Raw genomic sequence first — 17,555 nt, 5'->3', positions numbered from 1 at the left:
TGCAGCGCCTAGCGCTGCACGACGTGCTGGTTGGTTTCAGTGGATGCCTGTTGCATGCCGCGCGCGCCCATCTCGGCGACTTCCATCTTCAGAAGTGCGCCCGGACGCACGCGCTGCAGGCCATTGACGACGATGCGGTCACCGGATTTCAGGCCGGCGGTGACGATCCGCAGGCCATCGACCGCGCCGCCAAGCGTGACGGAGCGATAGACCGCGCGGCTGTCGTCGCCGACCAGCATCACGAACTTCTTGTCCTGGTCGGTGCCGACGGCGCGCTCGTCGATCAGCACCAGCGTCTGCTGCTTGGGCTGGCCCATGCGCACGCGGGCGAACTGCCCGGGTATCAATCGGCCGTCATCGTTCTTGAACACGGCGCGGACGCGGATGGTGCCGCTCTGCCCGTTGACCTGGTTGTCGATCAGCTGGATGTGGCCCTTGGCGCCGAGGCCGCCCGACGTCACCATGTCGACCGGGATCTGGTCGAGATTGCCGCGCTTGCCGGAGGCGTCCGCGATCGAGTTCAGCGCGCGCAGCACGACTTCCTCGTCGGCATCGAAGCTCGCATAGATCGGATTGACCGAGACCAGCGAGGTCAGGACCGGCGAAGACGTACCTGCCGCGACGAGATTGCCGACGGTGACCTCGATCCTGCCGACCCGGCCGTCGACCGGCGCCCGCACCTCGGTGTAGTCGAGATTGAGTTTGGCCGTCTGCAGGGCGGCCTCGGCGGCCTTGACGTTGGCGACCGCCTCGCGATTGGCGTTGTCGCGCTGGTCGAAATCGCGCTTGGTGACGATGTTGTTGCCAACCAGCTGCGCGCCGCGCTCGACTTCGCTCGTGGTGAACACGACGCGGGCCTTGGCGGCCTCGAGCTGCGCCTGGGCGCGATCGACCTCGGCGGCGTAGGGCGCAGGGTCGATCTTGAACAGGATATCGCCGGACTTCACCAGCGCGCCCTCGGTGAAGTTGGTCGAAAGGATCGCGCCCGCCACCCGCGGCCGGAGCTGAACCCGGTCGACGGCTTCGAGCCGGCCCGAGAAGTCATCGAACAGCGTGGTCGGCCGCGGCTGGATCACGGCAACGGTGACCGGGACCGCCAGCTCGGGGGCCGCGGCAGTCGCGGTCGCCTGTGCGGCATGAAAATAGTGGCCAGTCGCGATCGAACCGGCCACCGCGACGGCGCCAAGGATTACGATACCGCCGACGACACGTCGGAAGCGGCCGGAACGGGGATTTTGGGTTGACGAAGGCATTCACGCGCTCCAGATATCTGTAGTGTTCGCTACAGATGTGGAGCTGGACGCCGGTTCGCAAGATACTTATGTATCGAGCACTATGAATTTCTTATCTCATTCATGGGGAAATGGGAAGTCGCGGAAAAACATCACGTGCAACAAGAGGATAAGCCAGGGACAATCCGTCATAGAAACGGCACCCGGCTTACGGAGCAACGAAAAATGGGAATGGGACGCCCCCGCGCTTTCGACGCGGACGCCGCTTTGGAACAGGCCATGGATGTGTTCTGGCGCCACGGTTACGAGGGCGCGACGATCGCGCAGCTTACCGAGGCGATGAATATCAATCCGCCCAGTCTCTATGCCGCCTTTGGCAGCAAAGAGGGTCTGCTGAAGGCCGCGCTCGACCGCTACACCGAGAAACGCGACGCCTGGATGGAAAAGGTCTTGGATGCCCCCACCGCCCGAGAGGTGGCCGAACGATTTCTGATGGAGCACGCGGACGCCCAAACCGATCCCGCCAATCCGCCCGGCTGTCTGCTGGTCCAGGGCGGCCTTGCCTGCGGCACCGGCTCGGAGAATGTTCCATTTGAACTGGCAGCGCGCCGCACCCGAACCGAGGACCAGTTGTACGAACGTTTTGTCCGCGCGAAGGCCGAACGCGACCTGGGCGAAGGCGCCGATCCGGCCACCCTTGCCCGTTATCTCTCCGCGGTGACATCAGGCATGTGCGTGATGGCCTCCTCGGGCGCCGACCGCAACGCGCTGCGCGAGATTGCAGCGGTGTCGCTGAAGGCGTTTGATGAGCAGGCGAAGGGGTAGAGCGGTTCACATCAAGCGCCTGCGAGCCCCAACGAAGTTGGGAGTGACCGGGGATGAAGCATTGGACCGGCTGGCTGCCGGGTCTCGACACGCTGCGTCGATATCAAGCGGCGTGGCTTCCACACGACATCGTTGCCGGGCTTGTGCTCGCGACCATGCTGGTCCCGGTCGGCATCGCCTATGCGGAAGCGTCCGGCTTGCCCGGCATCTACGGGCTCTATGCGACGATCGTCCCGCTGCTTGTCTACGCGCTGTTCGGGCCGAGCCGCATCCTTGTCCTTGGACCGGACTCGGCGCTTGCGGCCATCATCCTCGGCGTCGTCGTTCCGCTGTCGGGCGGCGATCCCCTGCGCGCGGCAACCTTGGCCGCCATGATGGCCGTCGTCTCCGGCTCGATATGCATCGTCGCGGGCATCGCGCGGCTGGGATTCCTGACCGAGCTTCTCTCCAAGCCGATCCGCTACGGCTACATGAACGGAATAGCCCTGACCGTGCTGATCAGCCAGCTGCCAAAGCTGTTCGGCTTTTCCATTGAAGGCGATGGACCTCTGCGCAGCCTCTGGGCGGTCGTCGGAGCAATCGTCGACGGAAAGACGCATTGGGCGACCCTCGGGATCGGCGTTGCGACGCTGGCGGTGATCCTGCTGCTCGCGCGGAACAAGCGGCTGCCGGGCATTCTGATTGCCGTCGTCGCGGCGACGGTTGTCACCGGGGTTCTCGATCTCGGGGCACGCTTCGGCGTGACGGTCTTGGGTTCGCTTCCCCAGGGCCTGCCGGGATTTGCGATTCCCCGGATCGGCTATGGCGACATCGTGCAGGTGCTGATCGGCGGCTGCGCCGTCGCGCTGGTGTCGTTCGCCGACACCAGCGTGCTTTCGCGCGCCTATGCGGGACGATTGGGCGATCGCGTTGATCCCAACCAGGAGATGGTGGGGCTCGGCGCGGCCAATCTGGCGGCCGGCTTTTTTCAGGGTTTTCCGATCAGCAGCAGCGGATCGCGCACGCCTGTTGCGGAAGCTGCCGGAGCGCGCACGCAATTGACCAGCGTCATCGGCGCGCTGGCCATCGCCTTTCTGCTGCTGATAGCGCCGAACCTGCTTCAGCACCTGCCCAACGCCGCGTTGGCCGCCGTCGTCATCGCCGCCGCGCTCGGCCTGTTCGAGGTCGGCGACCTCAGGCGAATCTACCGCATTCAGCAGTGGGAGTTCTGGTTATCGATGGTCTGCTTCGTCGGCGTGGCCGTGCTGGGCGTGATTCCGGGAATAGGCCTCGCCATCGTGCTCGCCATCGTCGAGTTCCTGTGGGACGGCTGGCGGCCGCATTCCGCCGTGCTGGGCCGCGCCTCCGGCGTGAAGGGCTATCACGACATCACGCGATACCCGGATGCGCGCCAGATCCCCGGGCTGGTGCTGTTCCGGTGGGATGCGCCGCTGTTCTTTGCCAATGCCGAGTTCTTCAAGGAACGCGCGCTGGATGCGGTGGCGAAATCTCCGACTCCGGTACGCTGGCTGGTGGTCACGGCCGAGCCGGTCACCAGCGTGGACGTGACCGCCGGCGATATTCTCGCCGAGCTGGACGAGGCATTGCACGCACAGAAGATCGAGCTGTGCTTTGCCGAGCTCAAGGACCCCGTCAAGGACAAGCTGAAGAAATTCGGCCTGTTGGCGCAGCTCGGCGAGAACAACTTCTTCCCGACCATCGGCGCCGCCGTTGCGCGCTACCTCGAGATCAACGACGACGTGATTTGGGAGGACTGGGAAGACCGGGCTGACGCCTAGCTAGGTCTAATCCCAGCCTTCCGGGCGGATCACCACATCGTCTGCCGCGCGCGCTCCGGCCATTCGCGATCGTATTTTTCGCCTCCGACCGTGTGCTCGCTCATCTCGGCAAGGATCTGGCCCGGCGTCGGCAACGCCTTCGGATCGACCCGCTTGTCCGGATTCCAGAGATCGGAGCGCACGATCGCGCGGGCGCACTGGAAATAGATTTCCTCCACATTCATTACGATCACCGAGCGCGGTGCCTTGCCTTCCATGGTGAAGGAGGCGAGCAGCTCCGGCTCGGCCGTGACGTAGGCGCGGCCGTTGACGCGCAGCGTGCTGCCCGAGCCCGGAATCAGGAACAGCAGCCCGACGCGGGGATCGCGGACGATGTTGCGCAGCGAATCACAGCGATTGTTGCCGCGGCGATCCGGCATCATCAGCGTCTTCGCATCATGGATGCGCACGAAGCCCGGCAGGTCGCCGCGCGGCGAGCAATCGAGCCCTTCGGGGCCTGCGGTCGCAAGCGACACGAACGGCGACTTCTCGATGAGCACACGATAGAGCGGCGTCACGTGATCGGCGACCTTCACGGTCGACGCGTCGTTCGGGAAGCCGTAGATCGCCTCAAGCTGCTCGACGGTTTCGATCACCGACATTCGTGCCGTTCTCCTCTGCTTCTTTTTTGACGCATTTTCTTCACGCGAACCGGTATCCACTTCGCTCGAAAACGCTCTATTCGTCCCAGCGTTCGCCCTTGATGATGCGGACAAGCTGTCGCGCATGATAGTCGGCGGTGCCGGAATTGACGATGGTGAAATCGGGCGTCGACGTGCTCTCGTCGACGGTGCGGGCCAGCCGCTGCTCGAGAAGGCCGTCACTGCTGCGCGCCCGCATCGCGAGCCGCGCGGCCAGCACATCCGGCGGCGCCGTGACCAGCACCACGACAGCATTGGCATAGTTGCGGCGCGCCGCGGCGATCACGGTGCGCGAGACGTTCGCGATCACGGTGCGTCCTGCACCGATATCGTCGTTGATCGACCGCGACAGCGCATAGCGATGGCCGTGCGCTTCCCAGTGCATGGCGTAGTCACCGGCGGCTACCGCGCGCGGGAAGCTCTCCGCGCTGACCTCCTCATTGTCCTCCGACGCCGAGGCCTGGCGCGTAATCAGCCGACGGGGAAACACGACATCGCGATCATCGCCACAGGCCGCTTTGGCGAACCCCAGCAGCGTATCCTTGCCGGCGCCGCTCGGGCCGACCACCAGGATCAGCCGGCCGGGACCGATTCCGGCGCGCCGATCGGCGACGACCGATGCATCGGTCATGCGACCCTCCCCCCTTCGCGCCAGACGCTGCGCACGACGGGCAGATCGCGCGCGACGTGCACGCGGATCAGGTCGGCGCGCCGGCCGACCGCGATCTCGCCGCGGTCGTTGAGCCCGACCGCTTCGGCCGGTGTCTTGGTCACGGTGCGCACGGCGGAAGCGAGATCGATCGCCGGCACATGCCGCGGCAGTTGCAGCGCCGCCATCAACAGGCTGGACGGAATGTAGTCCGACGACAGGATATCGAGCATGCCCTCATTGGCGAGATCGACCGCCGCGATATTGCCGGAGTGCGAGCCGCCGCGCACCACATTCGGCGCGCCCATCAGGATGTCGATGCCGGCGGCGTGCAAGCCCCGCGCAGCTTCCATCGTGGTCGGGAACTCCGCCACCGCGACCCTGTCGTTGACGGCGTCGACCACGTTCTCGTCGGTGGTGTCGTCATGGCTCGCCAGCGGGATCCGGTATTCATGCGCCAGCGCGACGATCGCGCGGGTGTTCGCAACAGCATATTCCTTCTGATAGGCGAAGCGCCGTGCGAACAGCACGTCGAGCTGGGTGTCGGTCATGCCGCCGCCCTTGCCGCGATAATAGTCGCGCAGCTTGACCTCGTCGCGGAACTGGCGCTGACCCGGCGTGTGGTCCATCAGCGACATCAGCCGCACGTCCGGCCGGTCGATCAGTTCCTTGGCCTCGGCAACCACGTCCGGCATCGGGACCTCGCAGCGCAGATGCAGGAAGTGATCGGCGCGCAGCAGATTCTCCTCGCGCGCCGCCGCGATCGCCGCCGCCAGCACGCCGGCGCGGCCGTCGACATCCTCGGCGCCGTCCTCGCGCCAGACCCGCAGCGAATCCAGCACCGTGGTGATGCCTGAGGTCGCGAGCTGCCCGTCATAGGAGATCACGGCCGCGACCGGATTCCAGAACACCTTCGGCCGCGGCACATAGTGCATCTCGAGATGGTCGGTGTGCAGCTCGATCAGCCCGGGCATCAGGAGGTCGCCGCCGGCATCCTCGGCGGCCTCGGGCGCCCTGCCCTCGCCGAACTCGGCGATCTTGCCGCCTGATATCGCGACCCAGCCCTGCTCGATCACGCGATCGGCGAGGACCAGCCGGGCGTTGCCGATGATGGTGTCTTGCTTGGCGGTCATTTCAAACGGTCCTTCAGGCAGCAGCCGCGAACGAGGTCACGTCGACGAGGCGGTCAGCAATCAGATGACGGATTTCGTCGTCATGGACAATCGCGACCATCGCGACGCCCTTGGTTTTCTTCTCGGCGATCAGCTCGACCACCACGGCGCGATTCGCCGCATCGAGCGAAGCGGTCGGCTCGTCCAGCAGCAGGATCGGCAGGTCCGAGATGAAGCCGCGCGCGATGTTGACGCGCTGCTGCTCGCCGCCGGAAAAGGTCGAGGGCGGCAAGGTCCACAGCCGCTCCGGAATGTTGAGCCGGCGCAGCAGCTGGCCGGCGCGCGCGCGGGCCTCCTCGCGCGCCACGCCGGTGACGATCAAGGGCTCGGCAACGACGTCGATCGTCGCCACCCGCGGCACGGCGCGCAGGAACTGGCTGACATAGCCGATGGTCGAGCGGCGGATGCTCAGCACCTGGCGCGGCTCGGCGGTGGCAAGGTCGACAACCTTGCCGTGATGGCGGATGCCGATCCGGCCGCTGTCGCAGCGGTAGTTGCCGAAGATCATCTTCAGGATGGAGGATTTGCCGGCGCCCGACGGGCCCGACAGCACCACGCACTCACCCGGATCGACGTGGAACGAGACGCCGCGCACCACGGGCAGTTCGACGCCGCCCTGCAGGTGCATGGTGAAGGTCTTCTCGGCGTCGGCAAGTTCGATCATCGCGGTCATTGGCACGCTCATGGCGGAAGAATCGAGGAAACGAGCAGCTGCGTGTAAGGCTCACGCGGATCGTCGAGCACCTGGTCGGTCAGGCCGGTCTCGACGACGCGGCCGCCCTTCATCACCATCACGCGATGCGAGAGCAGGCGCGCCACCGCGAGATCGTGGGTCACGACGATCGCGGCGAGCCCGAGCTCGCTGACGAGGTTGCGCATCAGGTCGAGCAAACGCGCCTGCACCGAGACGTCGAGGCCGCCGGTCGGCTCGTCCATGAACACCAGCCGCGGCTCGGTGACGAGGTTGCGGGCGATCTGCAGCCGCTGCCGCATGCCGCCGGAATAGGTCTTCGGCGCGTCGTCGATGCGGCCGGTATCGATCTCGACCCGCTCCAGCCAGGTCGACGCAGTGTCGCGGATGCGGCCGTAATGATTCCAGCCGACCGCCATCAGCCGCTCGCCGACATTGGCGCCGGCCGACACGCCCATGCGCAGGCCCTGCGCCGGGTCCTGGTGCACGAAGCCCCAGTCGGTGCGAAACAGAAAGCGCCGCTCGGCCTCGCCCAATTCGCCGAGATCACGCAGCACGCCGTCGCGCATCCGGTAGGACACCCGGCCCGCGCTCGGCGCGAGCTGCGCCGAGAGCAGCTGCAGCAGCGTCGACTTGCCGGAGCCGGACTCGCCGACGATCGCCAGCACCTCGCCGGGATAGAGCGCGAACGAGACGTCGCGGCAGGCGGCAAGCCGGCCGTAATTCTTGGCAAGTCCCTCGGCCACCAGCAGCGGCTCATCGTTGTCGAGGCTCGAGAGCTCAGACATGCGCCTTCTCCTTGTGCGGCGCCGCGCTCTCGGTGCCGTGATGGCCGGCCGCCTGGCGCTGCTCGCAGAAGTCCGTGTCGGAGCAGACGAACATCCGCCCGCCCTTGTCGTCGGTGACGATCTCGTCGAGATAGGAATTGTCGGCGCCGCACAGCGCGCAGGGCGCGTTGAAGCGGTAGCGCGTGAACGGGTGATCCTCGAAGTCCAGCGACACCACGGTGGTATAGGGCGGGATCGCGTAGATGCGCTTCTCGCGGCCGGCGCCGAACAGCTGCAGCGCCGCGCAATTGTCCATCTTCGGATTGTCGAACTTCGGCGTCGGCGACGGGTCCATCACGTAGCGCGCGTTCACCTTCACCGGATAGGCGTAGGCGGTGGCGATATGGCCGAAGCGCGCGATGTCCTCGTAGAGCTTGACATGCATCAGCCCGTATTCGGCGAGCGCGTGCATGCGCCGCGTCTCGGTCTCGCGCGGCTCGAGGAAGCGCAACGGCTCGGGGATCGGCACCTGATAGACCAGCACCTGTCCGGCATGCAGCGACGCCTCGGGAATGCGATGCCGGGTCTGGATCACGGTCGCGTCCGTGGTCGAGGTCGTGGTCGCGACGCCAGCGGTCTTGCCGAAGAATTTGCGGATCGAGATCGCGTTGGTGGTGTCGTCCGAGCCCTGGTCGATCACCTTCAGCACGTCGTCGGGACCGAGGATCGCGGCCGTCACCTGCACGCCGCCGGTGCCCCAGCCATAGGGCATCGGCATCTCGCGGCTCGCAAACGGCACCTGATAGCCAGGGATCGCGATCGCCTTCAGGATCGCGCGGCGGATCATGCGCTTGGTCTGCTCGTCGAGATAGGCGAAATTGTACGTCGGCGCGCTCATTCCGCGGCCTCCTGCATTTCCACGACCGCGTTGGCTTCCGCAAACTCCTGCCGCAGCTTGCGCAACAGGCCGAGCTCGGACTGGAAGTCGACATAGTGAGGCAGCTTGAGATGCTCGACGAAGCCGGTCGACTGGACATTGTCGGAGTGCGACATCACGAACTCCTCGTCCTGCGCCGGCGCCGCCGCCTCCTCGCCGAGCTCGCGCGCACGCAGCGCGCGATCGACCAGCGCCATCGACATGGTCTTGCGTTCGCTCTGCCCGAAGGCGAGGCCATAGCCGCGGGTAAAGCACGGCGCCTCGGTCGTCGAGCCCTTGAACTGGTTGACCATCTGGCACTCGGTCAATTCGATCGAGCCGAGCGGCACGGCAAAGCCCGCGTCCTCGGCGAAGAACTCGACCTCGACCTCGCCGAAGCGGATCTCGCCGGCGAAGGGGTGATTGCGGCCGTAGCCGCGTTGCGTCGAGTAGCCGAGCGCGAGCAGGAAGCCCTCGTCGCCGCGCGCTAGATTCTGCAGCCGCAGATCGCGATCAGCTGGAAAGCTCAGCGGCTCGCGCGTGAGGTCGCCGACCGGCGTGTTACTATCTGCCTGCGGCGAGGGTTCGATCAGACCATCACGGCCGAGAATGTCGGTGACCCGCGGCGTGGCGGCCTGCGAGGCTTCCGCGGTCGCCGGCTGCTCCGGCACAAAGCCTTCCGCGAGCTGCGGATCGAGCAGGCGATGGGTGTAGTCGAAGGTCGGCCCCAGGATCTGACCGCCCGGAACGTCCTTGAACGTCGAAGAGATCCGCCGCCGCACCTGCATCTCGCCGGTGTTGACCGGCTCGGTGGCGCCAAAGCGCGGCAGCGTGGCGCGGAAGGCGCGGACCAGGAAGATCGCCTCGATCATGTCGCCGCGCGCCTGCTTGATCGCGAGCGCCGCGAGCTCGCGGTCGTAGAGCGAACCTTCGGTCATCACACGATCGACACCAAGCGCGAGCTGCTCGGAGATCTGTGCCAGCGTCACCTCGGGCACGTCGCGGTCGCCGCGCCGCTCATGCGCGAGCAGCCGATGAGCATTCTCGATGGCGCGCTCGCCTCCCTTGACGGCTACATACATCGCTCACCCTCCGCTTGCGATCAGCCGCGTGGTGCGCGGGATCGCCACAATGGCATCGTCATGGACCAGCACGACATCGATGCCGCGCGGGAACAGAGCTTCGTTGATCGCAAGCCGCTGGAACAGGTCGCGTGGCTTGATCATCGCCTGCAACACGGCGCTGCCGTCGATGCCGGGCCCTTTCAGCTCGAAGGCCGGACCCTGCGACAGGCTGTCGACCTGCAGGATCAGCGTGGTCGACCGGTCAGGATATTCGCTGCTGCCGAACGCAAAATGCTCCAGCGCCGGCAGGCTCGCGGCATCGCCGATCAAAGCGAAGCTCGCGATCGAGGAATCGGTGACCACCGGCGCGCTGGCGTGAAACTTCAGCCAGCGGGCGACGTCCGGTGTCGCCGACATCGCAGCATCAAGCCAGATCGGCGTGTCGTGATCGAATAGCGTCAGCGCGATGGCGGCCGCGCCGCGCATCATGCCGGCCGGTGTTCCCACGCTCGCGGCGACGCGCTGCACGCTGCCCGGGCGCGCCATCGCATCCATCACGGAACGGAAAGTCGACTGCGCCGACAGCACCTTGTCGGCAAAGCCCGCGGGCATTTCGGCAATCGTCGTCATTGCATCATCCCTCACCGCGCACCATCGTGTAGAAATCGACCCGCGTCGCCGCGGTTTCCGCTGCCTTGCGGCCTCGTTCAGCGTTCATGGCGACGCGCAGCGGCGCGATCACCTTGGCCTCCACCTCGCCGGACAGCTCCGCCGACTGCACCATGGCGTCGCACAGCGCGATCATCTGCGCCTTCCGCGCGTCGCGGCCGAGCGTGTAGCCGAAGCCGACCTCGCCGGTCGCAAGCCGCACCGCCGCGCGCGACACCGTCGCCTCGCCGAGATTGAACGGCGCACCGTCGCCGCCGATCCGCCCGCGCAGCATCACAAGGCCGTTTTCCGGCTCGCGCAGGTTCTCATGCGCGGGCACCGCGATCGCCGCCAGCCTGCCGGCGATATCCGCAGCGGCGGCGTGCGCCAGCACCGTCATCGCGGCCTTGCGCTGGGCCTGTTTGCTGTTTGGTCCGGTCGAACTCATGGGCAAACCTTTGGGCAACCTTGCTTGGATCAAGTTGTCTATGATACTAGACAACTTGATAGCGGAGCGCCATGACTGTTTCGTGACAAACCAAAGATTTCTGGTATCACCGCGCCATGAGCATGCAGGAAAGTTCCGGCGTCGCCTTGTGGCGGCAGGTCGCCGACGGCATCGAGCGCGGCATCGCTGACGGCCGCTTTGCCGCCGGCGAAAAGCTGCCCGGCGAGATGGAGATCGCCGAGACGTACCGGGTCAACCGGCACACCGTGCGGCGGGCGCTCGCCGCATTGGCCGAGCGCGGCCTGGTGCGCGCCGAGCGCGGCAGCGGCACCTATGTCGAAGCCCAGCGCCTCGCCTATCCCCTGCGCTCACGCACGCGATTTTCCGAGATCGTCGGCGCCGGCGGTCACGAGCCGCGCGGCCAGTTGATCGAGGCAGGCGACGACGTTGCCAATCGCGAGATCGCACGCGAACTGGGCCTGAAGATCGGTGCGCCACTGATCCGGATCGAAGCGGTGCGGCTCGCCGACCGGACGCCGATCTGCGTTTCCACCACCTGGCTGTCGGCCGAGCGGTTTCCCGATGCCGGCAGCGTATTCGCCAACGTTCGCTCGATGACCAAGTTGCTCGGACATTACGGCGTCAAGGACTACCACCGCGCCTCGACCCGGATCACCGCGGCGATCGTCGATGCGACCGACGCCGCGCGGCTCGACCTGCCGCTGGGACGACCCGTGCTGGTGGTCGACGCCACCGATGTCGACATGCTGGACCAGCCGCTGGTGACCAAGCGCTCGCGCTTCGCCGCCGAGCGCGTCGAGTTTCTGGTCGAGAACGGCTGACGTGCTTCTGCTCCCTCGCCCCGCTCTTGCGGGGAGAGGGTTGAGGTGAGGGGCTGTCTCCGCGACTTCGAAAGCTTTGAGTGTGCGGAGAGTCCCCCTCACCCGGAATTTGCGCTGCGCGAAAATTCCGACCTCTGCCCGCACGCGGGGGAGAGGCGAAGAAGAAGCTACACCACCGCCCTTTGCCCGATGATCGCAAAGCGCAGCTTGCTGGAGATGAAATCGATCGCGGCAACCGCGATCAGGATCATCAGGATCAGGAACGACACCTTCTGCCATTCCAGCACGCGGATCTGCTCGGCGAGTTGCAAGCCGATGCCGCCGGCGCCGACGATGCCGATGATGGTCGCCGAACGGGTGTTGGACTCGATGAAGTAGAGCACCTGCCCGGCGATCACGGGCAGCACCTGCGGCAGCAGGCCGAAGCGGATCTCGTGCAGCGGGTTGCCGCCGGAGGCGCGGATGCCCTCGACCTGCTTGCGATCCGCCGCCTCGATCGCCTCCGAGAACAGCTTTCCGAACGCGCCGAAGTCGGACACCATGATCGCGAGCACGCCGGCGAACGGGCCGAGGCCGACGACGTTGATCCAGACCAGCGCCCAGATCAGCGTGTCGACGCCGCGGATCGAATCGAGGAAGCGGCGCACCGGAAAGCGGATCAGGTTGGAGGGGATGATATTGCGCGCCGCCAGCAGGCTGACCGGCAGCGCCAGCAGCGCGGCAAGCGTGGTGCCGAGCAGCGCGATCGACAGCGTCTCGCCGAGCGCCTGCATGTAGAGCGGGAACGACGAGCCGGGATTCGGCGGGATCATCAGCATGGTGATCCAACCGAGCTGGCTGAGGCCCGCGATCAGCCTGGACGGCGAGAAGTCGAGATCGACCAGGCCGAACACGAAGATCGCAAACGCCGCCACGATCATCGCCGGCAGCGCCAGCCGCGCCGAGGCGGGCCGGTCGAAGGCGTCGGGATATTTCGCGCGCAGCTCGGGCGTATCCGGCTTCGGCAGCTGGCTCATCGCCGGGTCTCCTTACCGAATAGCCGGCCGCGCAGCCAGCCGGTCGAGATATCGATGATGAAGACCGTGATGATGATGGTGACGAGGATGGCGCTGACGTCGGAATAATAGAACTTGCGGATCGCGACCACGAGTTCCTGGCCGATGCCGCCGGCGCCGACAAAACCCATCACCGAGGCTTCGCGGACATTGATCTCGAAGCGCAGCAGCGCGTAGCTTGCATAGCCGGCCGAAACCTGCGGCAGCACGGCAAAGCGCATGCAGGACAGCCAGCTCGCGCCGGTGGAGCGGATGCCCTCGACCGGCTTCATGTCGGCATTCTCGACGATCTCGGCGAACAGCTTGCCGAGCGCGCCGGTCGAGTGAATCGCGATCGCCAGCACGCCGGCCATCGGCCCGAGGCCGAACGCGATCACGAAGATCAGCGCAAACACGATGCCGGGCACCGTGCGGGCGAATTCCAGCAGGCGGCGCACCACAAAGCGCAGCCACGGTCCCGGCGAGGTGTTCTGGGCCGCGAAGAAATTCAGCGCAAAGGCGAACACCGCGCCGGTCAGCGTGCCGACATAGCTGATCAGCAGAGTCTCGCCGAGCATCTTCAGCCACTTCTTCCAGCCCCAAAACCATTCAGGAAGATCGGTCCAGACCCGCGCGCCCGAATCAAGCGTCAGGATGCGGTCGAAATAGCTGACGAAGTTGCCGAAATGGGTGAACAGCGTGCGCAGGTTCACCTCCGCGCCGAACGCGGCGATCACCAGCACCGCACAGAACACGGCCACCGCCAGCGCAGCCCTGAGCCGCTTGCGCGCGACGGACCTGCGGTAAGCGTCTTCCAGCGTGGCCAGTTGCTGCGCCGGAAGAATGGATACGGCGGTCGCCATCGACGCGTGCCAGTCCGGTTCGAGTTGAGAAGAAAAGGCCGGGCTGTCGAGCCCGGCCCTCGTGATTCAGGCGATCAGCTCGCCTTCTTCTTGCGCAGATTGTCGACGAACTTGATCAGCTCGATGGTGCCGTCCCAATCCTTGGTGGTGGCGGGATGGAAGCCCTTCTTCTGGCCGTCGGAGAGACGGTCGAAAGCGGCCTTGTCCTTGGTCGGGGCGTCGAAGAAGGCCTTCGCGATCGCGGCCTTCAGATCTTCCGGCAGATCGGCGTTGTAGGCATAGGGACCGTTGATGATCGGCGCCGACTTGTGGATGATGCGAAAATCGTCCTTCTTCATCGCCGAGCCGTCGGCGTTCTTCAGCATGCCCTTGTGCAGCATCTGGGCCAGCGTGGAGTCGTCGTCGCTGGTCCACTGATTGGCCGCCATATCGACGGTGCCCTGCGCCAGCGCCAAGACGGCGTTCTCGTGGCTGCCGGTGAACACGACCTTGCCGAAATAGGTATCCGCATCGTGGATGCCCATCTTGTCGAGCTCGAAGCGCGGCACGTTGTTGCCCGACGTCGAGTTCGGATCGACCAGGCCGAGATTCTTGCCCTTCAGGTCATCGACGCTCTTGGAGGGGCTCGACGCCTTGACGAAGAATACCGAGTAATAGCCGGTCGAACCGTCCGCGTTGATGTCGTTGGCGAAGGCGTCGGTCTTGACGCCGGTCAGGCGGGCGCGCGCGAACGAGGCCGAGCCGTAGCTGGCGATCTGGATGTTGCCGGCGCGCTGACCTTCGATAACGGCCGCGTAGTCGTTGGCGATGCGCAGCGTGACCTTCACGCCGAGTTCCTTCGACAGGTACGCCACGAACGGCGTCCAGCGCTCGGTGACGCCGGAGGCGTTCTCGGCCGGCACCACCGCGAAGGTGAGCTCCGGATATTTTGCTTTCCAGTCCTGCGCGAATGCCGAACCGGTGAACGCCAGCACGGCGGCGCCGGCCAGAACGATGCGACGAGTGATCATGACTACCCCTCTTTTGTGGTTACACCTGTTGGCCGGGCAAAACGCCCAGCCTCGCAGATTGAAAAATGCGCGACGCTCAGGCCGCGGCTGCGGTGCCGAGCGCCGGAGCCGTTGCGCCGTCGGGCGCAGGCAGCGGTGCTGCGCCGATGACGTCATTGGCCTCGAGATCGTAAAGCTCGCGGGCGATATGGTCGGTCAGCGCCGCCGGGGCGCCGTCGAATACCACCCGCCCCGCCGCCATGCCGACCAGGCGATCGCAATAGGTCCGTGCCAGGTCGAGCGAGTGCAGGTTGCAGAGCACCGTGATGCCGAAATGCTTGTTGATGCGCAGCAGTGCATCCATCACGATCTTGGTGTTGCGCGGATCGAGCGAGGCGATCGGCTCGTCGGCAAGAATGATGTCGGGCTCCTGCACCAGCGCGCGGGCGATCGCAACGCGCTGCTGCTGGCCACCGGAGAGCTGGTCGGCGCGCTGCGCCGCGAGCGGGGCGATATCGAACTGATCGAGCGCGGACATCGCCAGCGCCCTGTCCTGCTCCGGCCAGGCCTGCGCCAGCGAGCGCCAGGACGGAATCTGGGCCAGCCGGCCCATCAGCACATTGGTCAGCACGTCAAGGCGGCCGACCAGATTGAACTGCTGAAAGATCATCGCCGAGCGCGCCCGCCATCGCCGCAGCGCCCTGCCGCGCAGGGCGGTGACGTCGGTGCCTTCGAACAGGATACGGCCCGAGGTCGGATCGGCGAGACGGTTGATCATCCGCAGCAGGGTCGACTTGCCGGCGCCGGAACGACCGATCACGCCGACGAAGCTGCCCGGCGCGATCGAAAATGATGCGTTGTCGACTGCGGCTATTGTGCCGAACCGGCACGTCAGACCTTCCACCACCAGCATGCAATGCTCCAACCGCGTTTGGGCCATCGCTATCCCCGGCGTTTTACAGTTATGTGACGTAACGTTGCGGTGCGGCGATCGTCCACACCCGCTCTCTTGTTGCTTCCTTGCCGTCATCGCAACGTCATGATGTTGTCATCAAGCGTCCCGATGACGAGCACGCATCCCCGGAAGCCCAAGATTCTTGAACATTTGCGGAGGCTCTGATGGCCGGAAAGACACTCTCGGTTGTGCCGACCGTCGACCCGACTGCGTCGGTCCGTGAGAGCAAGCTCGGCAAATATACCGAGGTCGGCGCGCGCACGATCCTGCTTGAAGTCAGCATGGGCGACTATTCCTACGTCGTGAACGACAGCCAGATCACCTACACCTCGATCGGCAAGTTCTGCTCGATCGCGGCGATGGCCCGCATCAACCCCGGCAACCACCCGATGCATCGCGCTAGTCAGGCGCATTTCACCTACCGCGCCAGCGCGTATTTCCCCGGAGAGAGCGACGACGCCGACTTCTTCAACTGGCGACGTGCGCATCACGTGCATATCGGCCATGACGTCTGGATCGGGCATGGTGCGATCCTGTTACCGGGACGGAACATCGGAACCGGCGCTGTCGTCGCCGCCGGCGCGATCGTGACCAAGGACGTTCCCGCATACACCATCGTTGCCGGTAATCCGGCGCGGCCGGTCAAGCGGCGCTTCTCCGAGACGATCGCCGACCGCCTTGCCGCGCTCGCATGGTGGGACTGGGATCACGAAACACTTCGGCGTGTCCTGCCCGACTTTCGCAAGCTCGCGGTCGAGGAATTCCTCGACAAGCATGAGGCCGAGGCCGTATCCCAATCGCAAGCCAAACAACGGAGCGCCGCATCGTGACGGACATTTTCATCGAGGGCGGGCGCACGCTGGTTGACGGCGTCCTGGTCGAGACCTCGCTGCGGACCGCGGGCCGCGACATCGGCGCGCTCGACGCCGAGCAGGGTCGCGCCGCGCTTCACATCGATGCCAGTGGCCTGCTGGTGCTGCCCGGCATCATCGACCTGCATGGCGATGCGTTCGAGCGGCAGATGATGCCGCGCCCCAGTGTCGACTTCCCGACTGACGTGGCGTTGATCGACAGCGACCGGCAGGCGATCGCCAACGGCATCACCACCGTGTTCCATGGCACGACCTGGTCGTGGGAGCCCGGCCTGCGCAGCGCGGAGAATGCGCGGAAACTGCTCGATGCGATCGAGGCGCTACGGCCGCAGCTCGCCGCCGACACGCGCTTCCACCTGCGTCACGAGACCCACAATCTCGAGGCCGAGGCCGAGATCATTCAATGGCTCGCCGAAGGCCGCATCGACCTGTTCGCCTTCAACGACCACAGCAACGTCAAGCCGAAGAAGCGCAACCAACTGGCCGAGCGCACCGGGCTCTCCGTCGAGGCCGTCAACGACATGCTCGACCGGGTCGTGGCGCGCCGCCCCGAAGTGCCCGCCTCGATCGCGCGACTGGCAGCGGCTGCGCGCGCGGCCGACATCCGCATGCTGTCGCATGACGACAACAGCCCGGCGATGCGCCAGGAGTTTCGTGCGCTCGGCGCCGTGATCGCCGAATTCCCTGTCAACGAGGAGACCGCGCGCGACGCCGCTGATGCGGGCGACTTCATCGTGTTCGGCGCGCCCAATGTGGTGCGTGGCGGCAGTCACACCGGCTGGACCAAGGCATCCGACATGATCGCACAGGGCCTCTGCTCGGTGCTGGCGTCGGACTACTACTATCCGGCGCAGCTGCTCGCGGCGTTCCGCCTCGTCGCCGATGGCATCCTGCCGCTCGCCAGGGCCTGGGACCTGATCTCGTCGGCACCGGCGCGCGCGGCAGGGCTCGCCGACCGCGGCGAGCTCGCCGCGGGCCGCCGTGCCGACATCATCGTCGTCGACGACAAGGTGCCGCTGCGGCCGCGCATCGTCGCCGTGATAGCGGCCGGACGGCTGGTGCACCTGGCGGACGCGAGCTGCCTCGTTCATTCGCTCGCACCGCGCAAGACGGTTGCGGCGGCATAGTCC

General features: G+C 66.0%; 19 protein-coding genes. 5 read left to right on the top strand and 14 right to left on the bottom strand.

The features are described from left to right. Positions 1–8: 8 nt before the first annotated feature. On the bottom strand, positions 9–1,253 hold the full coding sequence (locus XI02_RS13075; protein ID WP_172648397.1) for an efflux RND transporter periplasmic adaptor subunit: 1,245 nt from the start codon (positions 1,251–1,253) through the stop codon (positions 9–11). 204 nt (positions 1,254–1,457) lie between these two features. Between XI02_RS13075 and XI02_RS13070 the strand changes: the two genes are divergently transcribed. Further along, positions 1,458–2,057, top strand: coding sequence for a TetR/AcrR family transcriptional regulator (locus XI02_RS13070; protein WP_172648398.1), 600 nt, complete (start codon positions 1,458–1,460; stop codon positions 2,055–2,057). A 53-nt stretch (positions 2,058–2,110) separates the two neighbouring features. After that, positions 2,111–3,835 (top strand): SulP family inorganic anion transporter, encoded by a 1,725-nt coding sequence (locus XI02_RS13065; RefSeq protein ID WP_172648399.1) that lies wholly within the window; start codon positions 2,111–2,113, stop codon positions 3,833–3,835. 29 nt (positions 3,836–3,864) lie between these two features. Here XI02_RS13065 and XI02_RS13060 read toward each other — a convergent pair whose 3' ends face one another. The 9 genes from XI02_RS13060 to phnG all read right to left on the bottom strand — a co-directional run bounded on the left by XI02_RS13060 (position 3,865) and on the right by phnG (position 10,870). Then, on the bottom strand, positions 3,865–4,476 hold the full coding sequence (locus XI02_RS13060; protein WP_172648400.1) for a pyridoxamine 5'-phosphate oxidase family protein: 612 nt from the start codon (positions 4,474–4,476) through the stop codon (positions 3,865–3,867). Between the two features lie 76 nt (positions 4,477–4,552). Further along, positions 4,553–5,146: a phosphonate metabolism protein/1,5-bisphosphokinase (PRPP-forming) PhnN gene (gene phnN / locus XI02_RS13055; RefSeq protein ID WP_069278613.1), complete on the bottom strand. Its 594-nt coding sequence runs from the start codon at positions 5,144–5,146 to the stop codon at positions 4,553–4,555. Then, positions 5,143–6,297 (bottom strand): alpha-D-ribose 1-methylphosphonate 5-triphosphate diphosphatase, encoded by a 1,155-nt coding sequence (locus XI02_RS13050; protein WP_172648401.1) that lies wholly within the window; start codon positions 6,295–6,297, stop codon positions 5,143–5,145. The genes phnN and XI02_RS13050 overlap by 4 nt, the downstream gene beginning before the upstream one ends. Before the next feature lie 13 nt (positions 6,298–6,310). Then, on the bottom strand, positions 6,311–7,009 hold the full coding sequence (gene phnL, locus XI02_RS13045) for a phosphonate C-P lyase system protein PhnL (RefSeq protein WP_172648402.1): 699 nt from the start codon (positions 7,007–7,009) through the stop codon (positions 6,311–6,313). A gap of 8 nt (positions 7,010–7,017) precedes the next feature. Further along, positions 7,018–7,815, bottom strand: coding sequence for a phosphonate C-P lyase system protein PhnK (gene phnK / locus XI02_RS13040; protein WP_172648403.1), 798 nt, complete (start codon positions 7,813–7,815; stop codon positions 7,018–7,020). After that, entirely contained in the window at positions 7,808–8,692 is an 885-nt protein-coding gene (locus XI02_RS13035) for an alpha-D-ribose 1-methylphosphonate 5-phosphate C-P-lyase PhnJ (protein WP_172648404.1), read from the bottom strand. The genes phnK and XI02_RS13035 overlap by 8 nt, the downstream gene beginning before the upstream one ends. Beyond that, complete coding sequence (locus XI02_RS13030) at positions 8,689–9,792, bottom strand: carbon-phosphorus lyase complex subunit PhnI (protein ID WP_172648405.1); 1,104 nt, start codon at positions 9,790–9,792, stop codon at positions 8,689–8,691. The genes XI02_RS13035 and XI02_RS13030 overlap by 4 nt, the downstream gene beginning before the upstream one ends. Positions 9,793–9,795: 3 nt before the next feature. Continuing rightward, complete coding sequence (gene phnH, locus XI02_RS13025) at positions 9,796–10,404, bottom strand: phosphonate C-P lyase system protein PhnH (RefSeq protein ID WP_172648406.1); 609 nt, start codon at positions 10,402–10,404, stop codon at positions 9,796–9,798. A gap of 4 nt (positions 10,405–10,408) precedes the next feature. Beyond that, the gene (gene phnG, locus XI02_RS13020; protein ID WP_172648407.1) at positions 10,409–10,870 is read right to left on the bottom strand and encodes a phosphonate C-P lyase system protein PhnG; all 462 of its coding nucleotides are present in this window, start codon (positions 10,868–10,870) and stop codon (positions 10,409–10,411) included. A gap of 116 nt (positions 10,871–10,986) precedes the next feature. On the opposite strand from phnG, the gene phnF reads away from it, so the two are divergent. Next, positions 10,987–11,712, top strand: a complete 726-nt coding sequence (phnF, locus tag XI02_RS13015) for a phosphonate metabolism transcriptional regulator PhnF (RefSeq protein WP_016846420.1) — start codon at positions 10,987–10,989, stop codon at positions 11,710–11,712. A 167-nt stretch (positions 11,713–11,879) separates the two neighbouring features. On the opposite strand, the gene phnE (XI02_RS13010) is transcribed toward phnF, so the two are convergent. The 4 genes from phnE (XI02_RS13010) to phnC all read right to left on the bottom strand — a co-directional run bounded on the left by phnE (XI02_RS13010) (position 11,880) and on the right by phnC (position 15,511). Beyond that, positions 11,880–12,728, bottom strand: a complete 849-nt coding sequence (phnE, locus tag XI02_RS13010; RefSeq protein WP_016846419.1) for a phosphonate ABC transporter, permease protein PhnE — start codon at positions 12,726–12,728, stop codon at positions 11,880–11,882. Next, positions 12,725–13,609, bottom strand: coding sequence for a phosphonate ABC transporter, permease protein PhnE (gene phnE / locus XI02_RS13005; RefSeq protein WP_172648408.1), 885 nt, complete (start codon positions 13,607–13,609; stop codon positions 12,725–12,727). Before phnE (XI02_RS13005) ends, phnE (XI02_RS13010) begins: the two co-directional genes overlap by 4 nt. A 74-nt stretch (positions 13,610–13,683) precedes the next feature. Continuing rightward, a complete protein-coding gene (phnD, locus tag XI02_RS13000) occupies positions 13,684–14,619 on the bottom strand; it encodes a phosphonate ABC transporter substrate-binding protein (RefSeq protein ID WP_016846417.1) in 936 nt (311 codons plus the stop codon). Positions 14,620–14,695: 76 nt separating this feature from the next. Further along, positions 14,696–15,511 (bottom strand): phosphonate ABC transporter ATP-binding protein, encoded by an 816-nt coding sequence (phnC, locus tag XI02_RS12995; protein WP_172648409.1) that lies wholly within the window; start codon positions 15,509–15,511, stop codon positions 14,696–14,698. Between the two features lie 206 nt (positions 15,512–15,717). On the opposite strand from phnC, the gene XI02_RS12990 reads away from it, so the two are divergent. After that, entirely contained in the window at positions 15,718–16,383 is a 666-nt protein-coding gene (locus tag XI02_RS12990; RefSeq protein WP_172648410.1) for a chloramphenicol acetyltransferase, read from the top strand. Beyond that, positions 16,380–17,552, top strand: a complete 1,173-nt coding sequence (locus tag XI02_RS12985) for an alpha-D-ribose 1-methylphosphonate 5-triphosphate diphosphatase (RefSeq protein ID WP_244980733.1) — start codon at positions 16,380–16,382, stop codon at positions 17,550–17,552. Before XI02_RS12990 ends, XI02_RS12985 begins: the two co-directional genes overlap by 4 nt. The last annotated feature ends 3 nt before the right edge of the window (positions 17,553–17,555 follow it).

Source organism: Bradyrhizobium sp. CCBAU 21365 (genome assembly GCF_015291305.1).
GTDB lineage: Bacteria > Pseudomonadota > Alphaproteobacteria > Rhizobiales > Xanthobacteraceae > Bradyrhizobium > Bradyrhizobium elkanii.
This window is presented reverse-complemented; position numbering and strand designations above follow the sequence as displayed.

Bases quoted from the DNA above. Each gene is read 5' to 3' on its own strand.
- phnE (WP_172648408.1), bottom strand. From the start codon at position 13,609: ATGGCGACCGCCGTATCCATTCTTCCGGCGCAGCAACTGGCCACGCTG.
- phnN (WP_069278613.1), bottom strand. From the start codon at position 5,146: ATGACCGATGCATCGGTCGTCGCCGATCGGCGCGCCGGAATCGGTCCC.
- XI02_RS13070 (WP_172648398.1), top strand. From the start codon at position 1,458: ATGGGAATGGGACGCCCCCGCGCTTTCGACGCGGACGCCGCTTTGGAA.
- XI02_RS13075 (WP_172648397.1), bottom strand. From the start codon at position 1,253: ATGCCTTCGTCAACCCAAAATCCCCGTTCCGGCCGCTTCCGACGTGTC.
- XI02_RS12990 (WP_172648410.1), top strand. From the start codon at position 15,718: ATGGCCGGAAAGACACTCTCGGTTGTGCCGACCGTCGACCCGACTGCG.
- phnF (WP_016846420.1), top strand. From the start codon at position 10,987: ATGAGCATGCAGGAAAGTTCCGGCGTCGCCTTGTGGCGGCAGGTCGCC.
- phnD (WP_016846417.1), bottom strand. From the start codon at position 14,619: ATGATCACTCGTCGCATCGTTCTGGCCGGCGCCGCCGTGCTGGCGTTC.
- XI02_RS13030 (WP_172648405.1), bottom strand. From the start codon at position 9,792: ATGTATGTAGCCGTCAAGGGAGGCGAGCGCGCCATCGAGAATGCTCAT.
- phnK (WP_172648403.1), bottom strand. From the start codon at position 7,815: ATGTCTGAGCTCTCGAGCCTCGACAACGATGAGCCGCTGCTGGTGGCC.
- XI02_RS13050 (WP_172648401.1), bottom strand. From the start codon at position 6,297: ATGACCGCCAAGCAAGACACCATCATCGGCAACGCCCGGCTGGTCCTC.
- phnL (WP_172648402.1), bottom strand. From the start codon at position 7,009: ATGACCGCGATGATCGAACTTGCCGACGCCGAGAAGACCTTCACCATG.
- XI02_RS13065 (WP_172648399.1), top strand. From the start codon at position 2,111: ATGAAGCATTGGACCGGCTGGCTGCCGGGTCTCGACACGCTGCGTCGA.
- phnE (WP_016846419.1), bottom strand. From the start codon at position 12,728: ATGAGCCAGCTGCCGAAGCCGGATACGCCCGAGCTGCGCGCGAAATAT.
- phnC (WP_172648409.1), bottom strand. From the start codon at position 15,511: ATGCTGGTGGTGGAAGGTCTGACGTGCCGGTTCGGCACAATAGCCGCA.
- XI02_RS13060 (WP_172648400.1), bottom strand. From the start codon at position 4,476: ATGTCGGTGATCGAAACCGTCGAGCAGCTTGAGGCGATCTACGGCTTC.
- XI02_RS13035 (WP_172648404.1), bottom strand. From the start codon at position 8,692: ATGAGCGCGCCGACGTACAATTTCGCCTATCTCGACGAGCAGACCAAG.
- phnG (WP_172648407.1), bottom strand. From the start codon at position 10,870: ATGAGTTCGACCGGACCAAACAGCAAACAGGCCCAGCGCAAGGCCGCG.
- phnH (WP_172648406.1), bottom strand. From the start codon at position 10,404: ATGACGACGATTGCCGAAATGCCCGCGGGCTTTGCCGACAAGGTGCTG.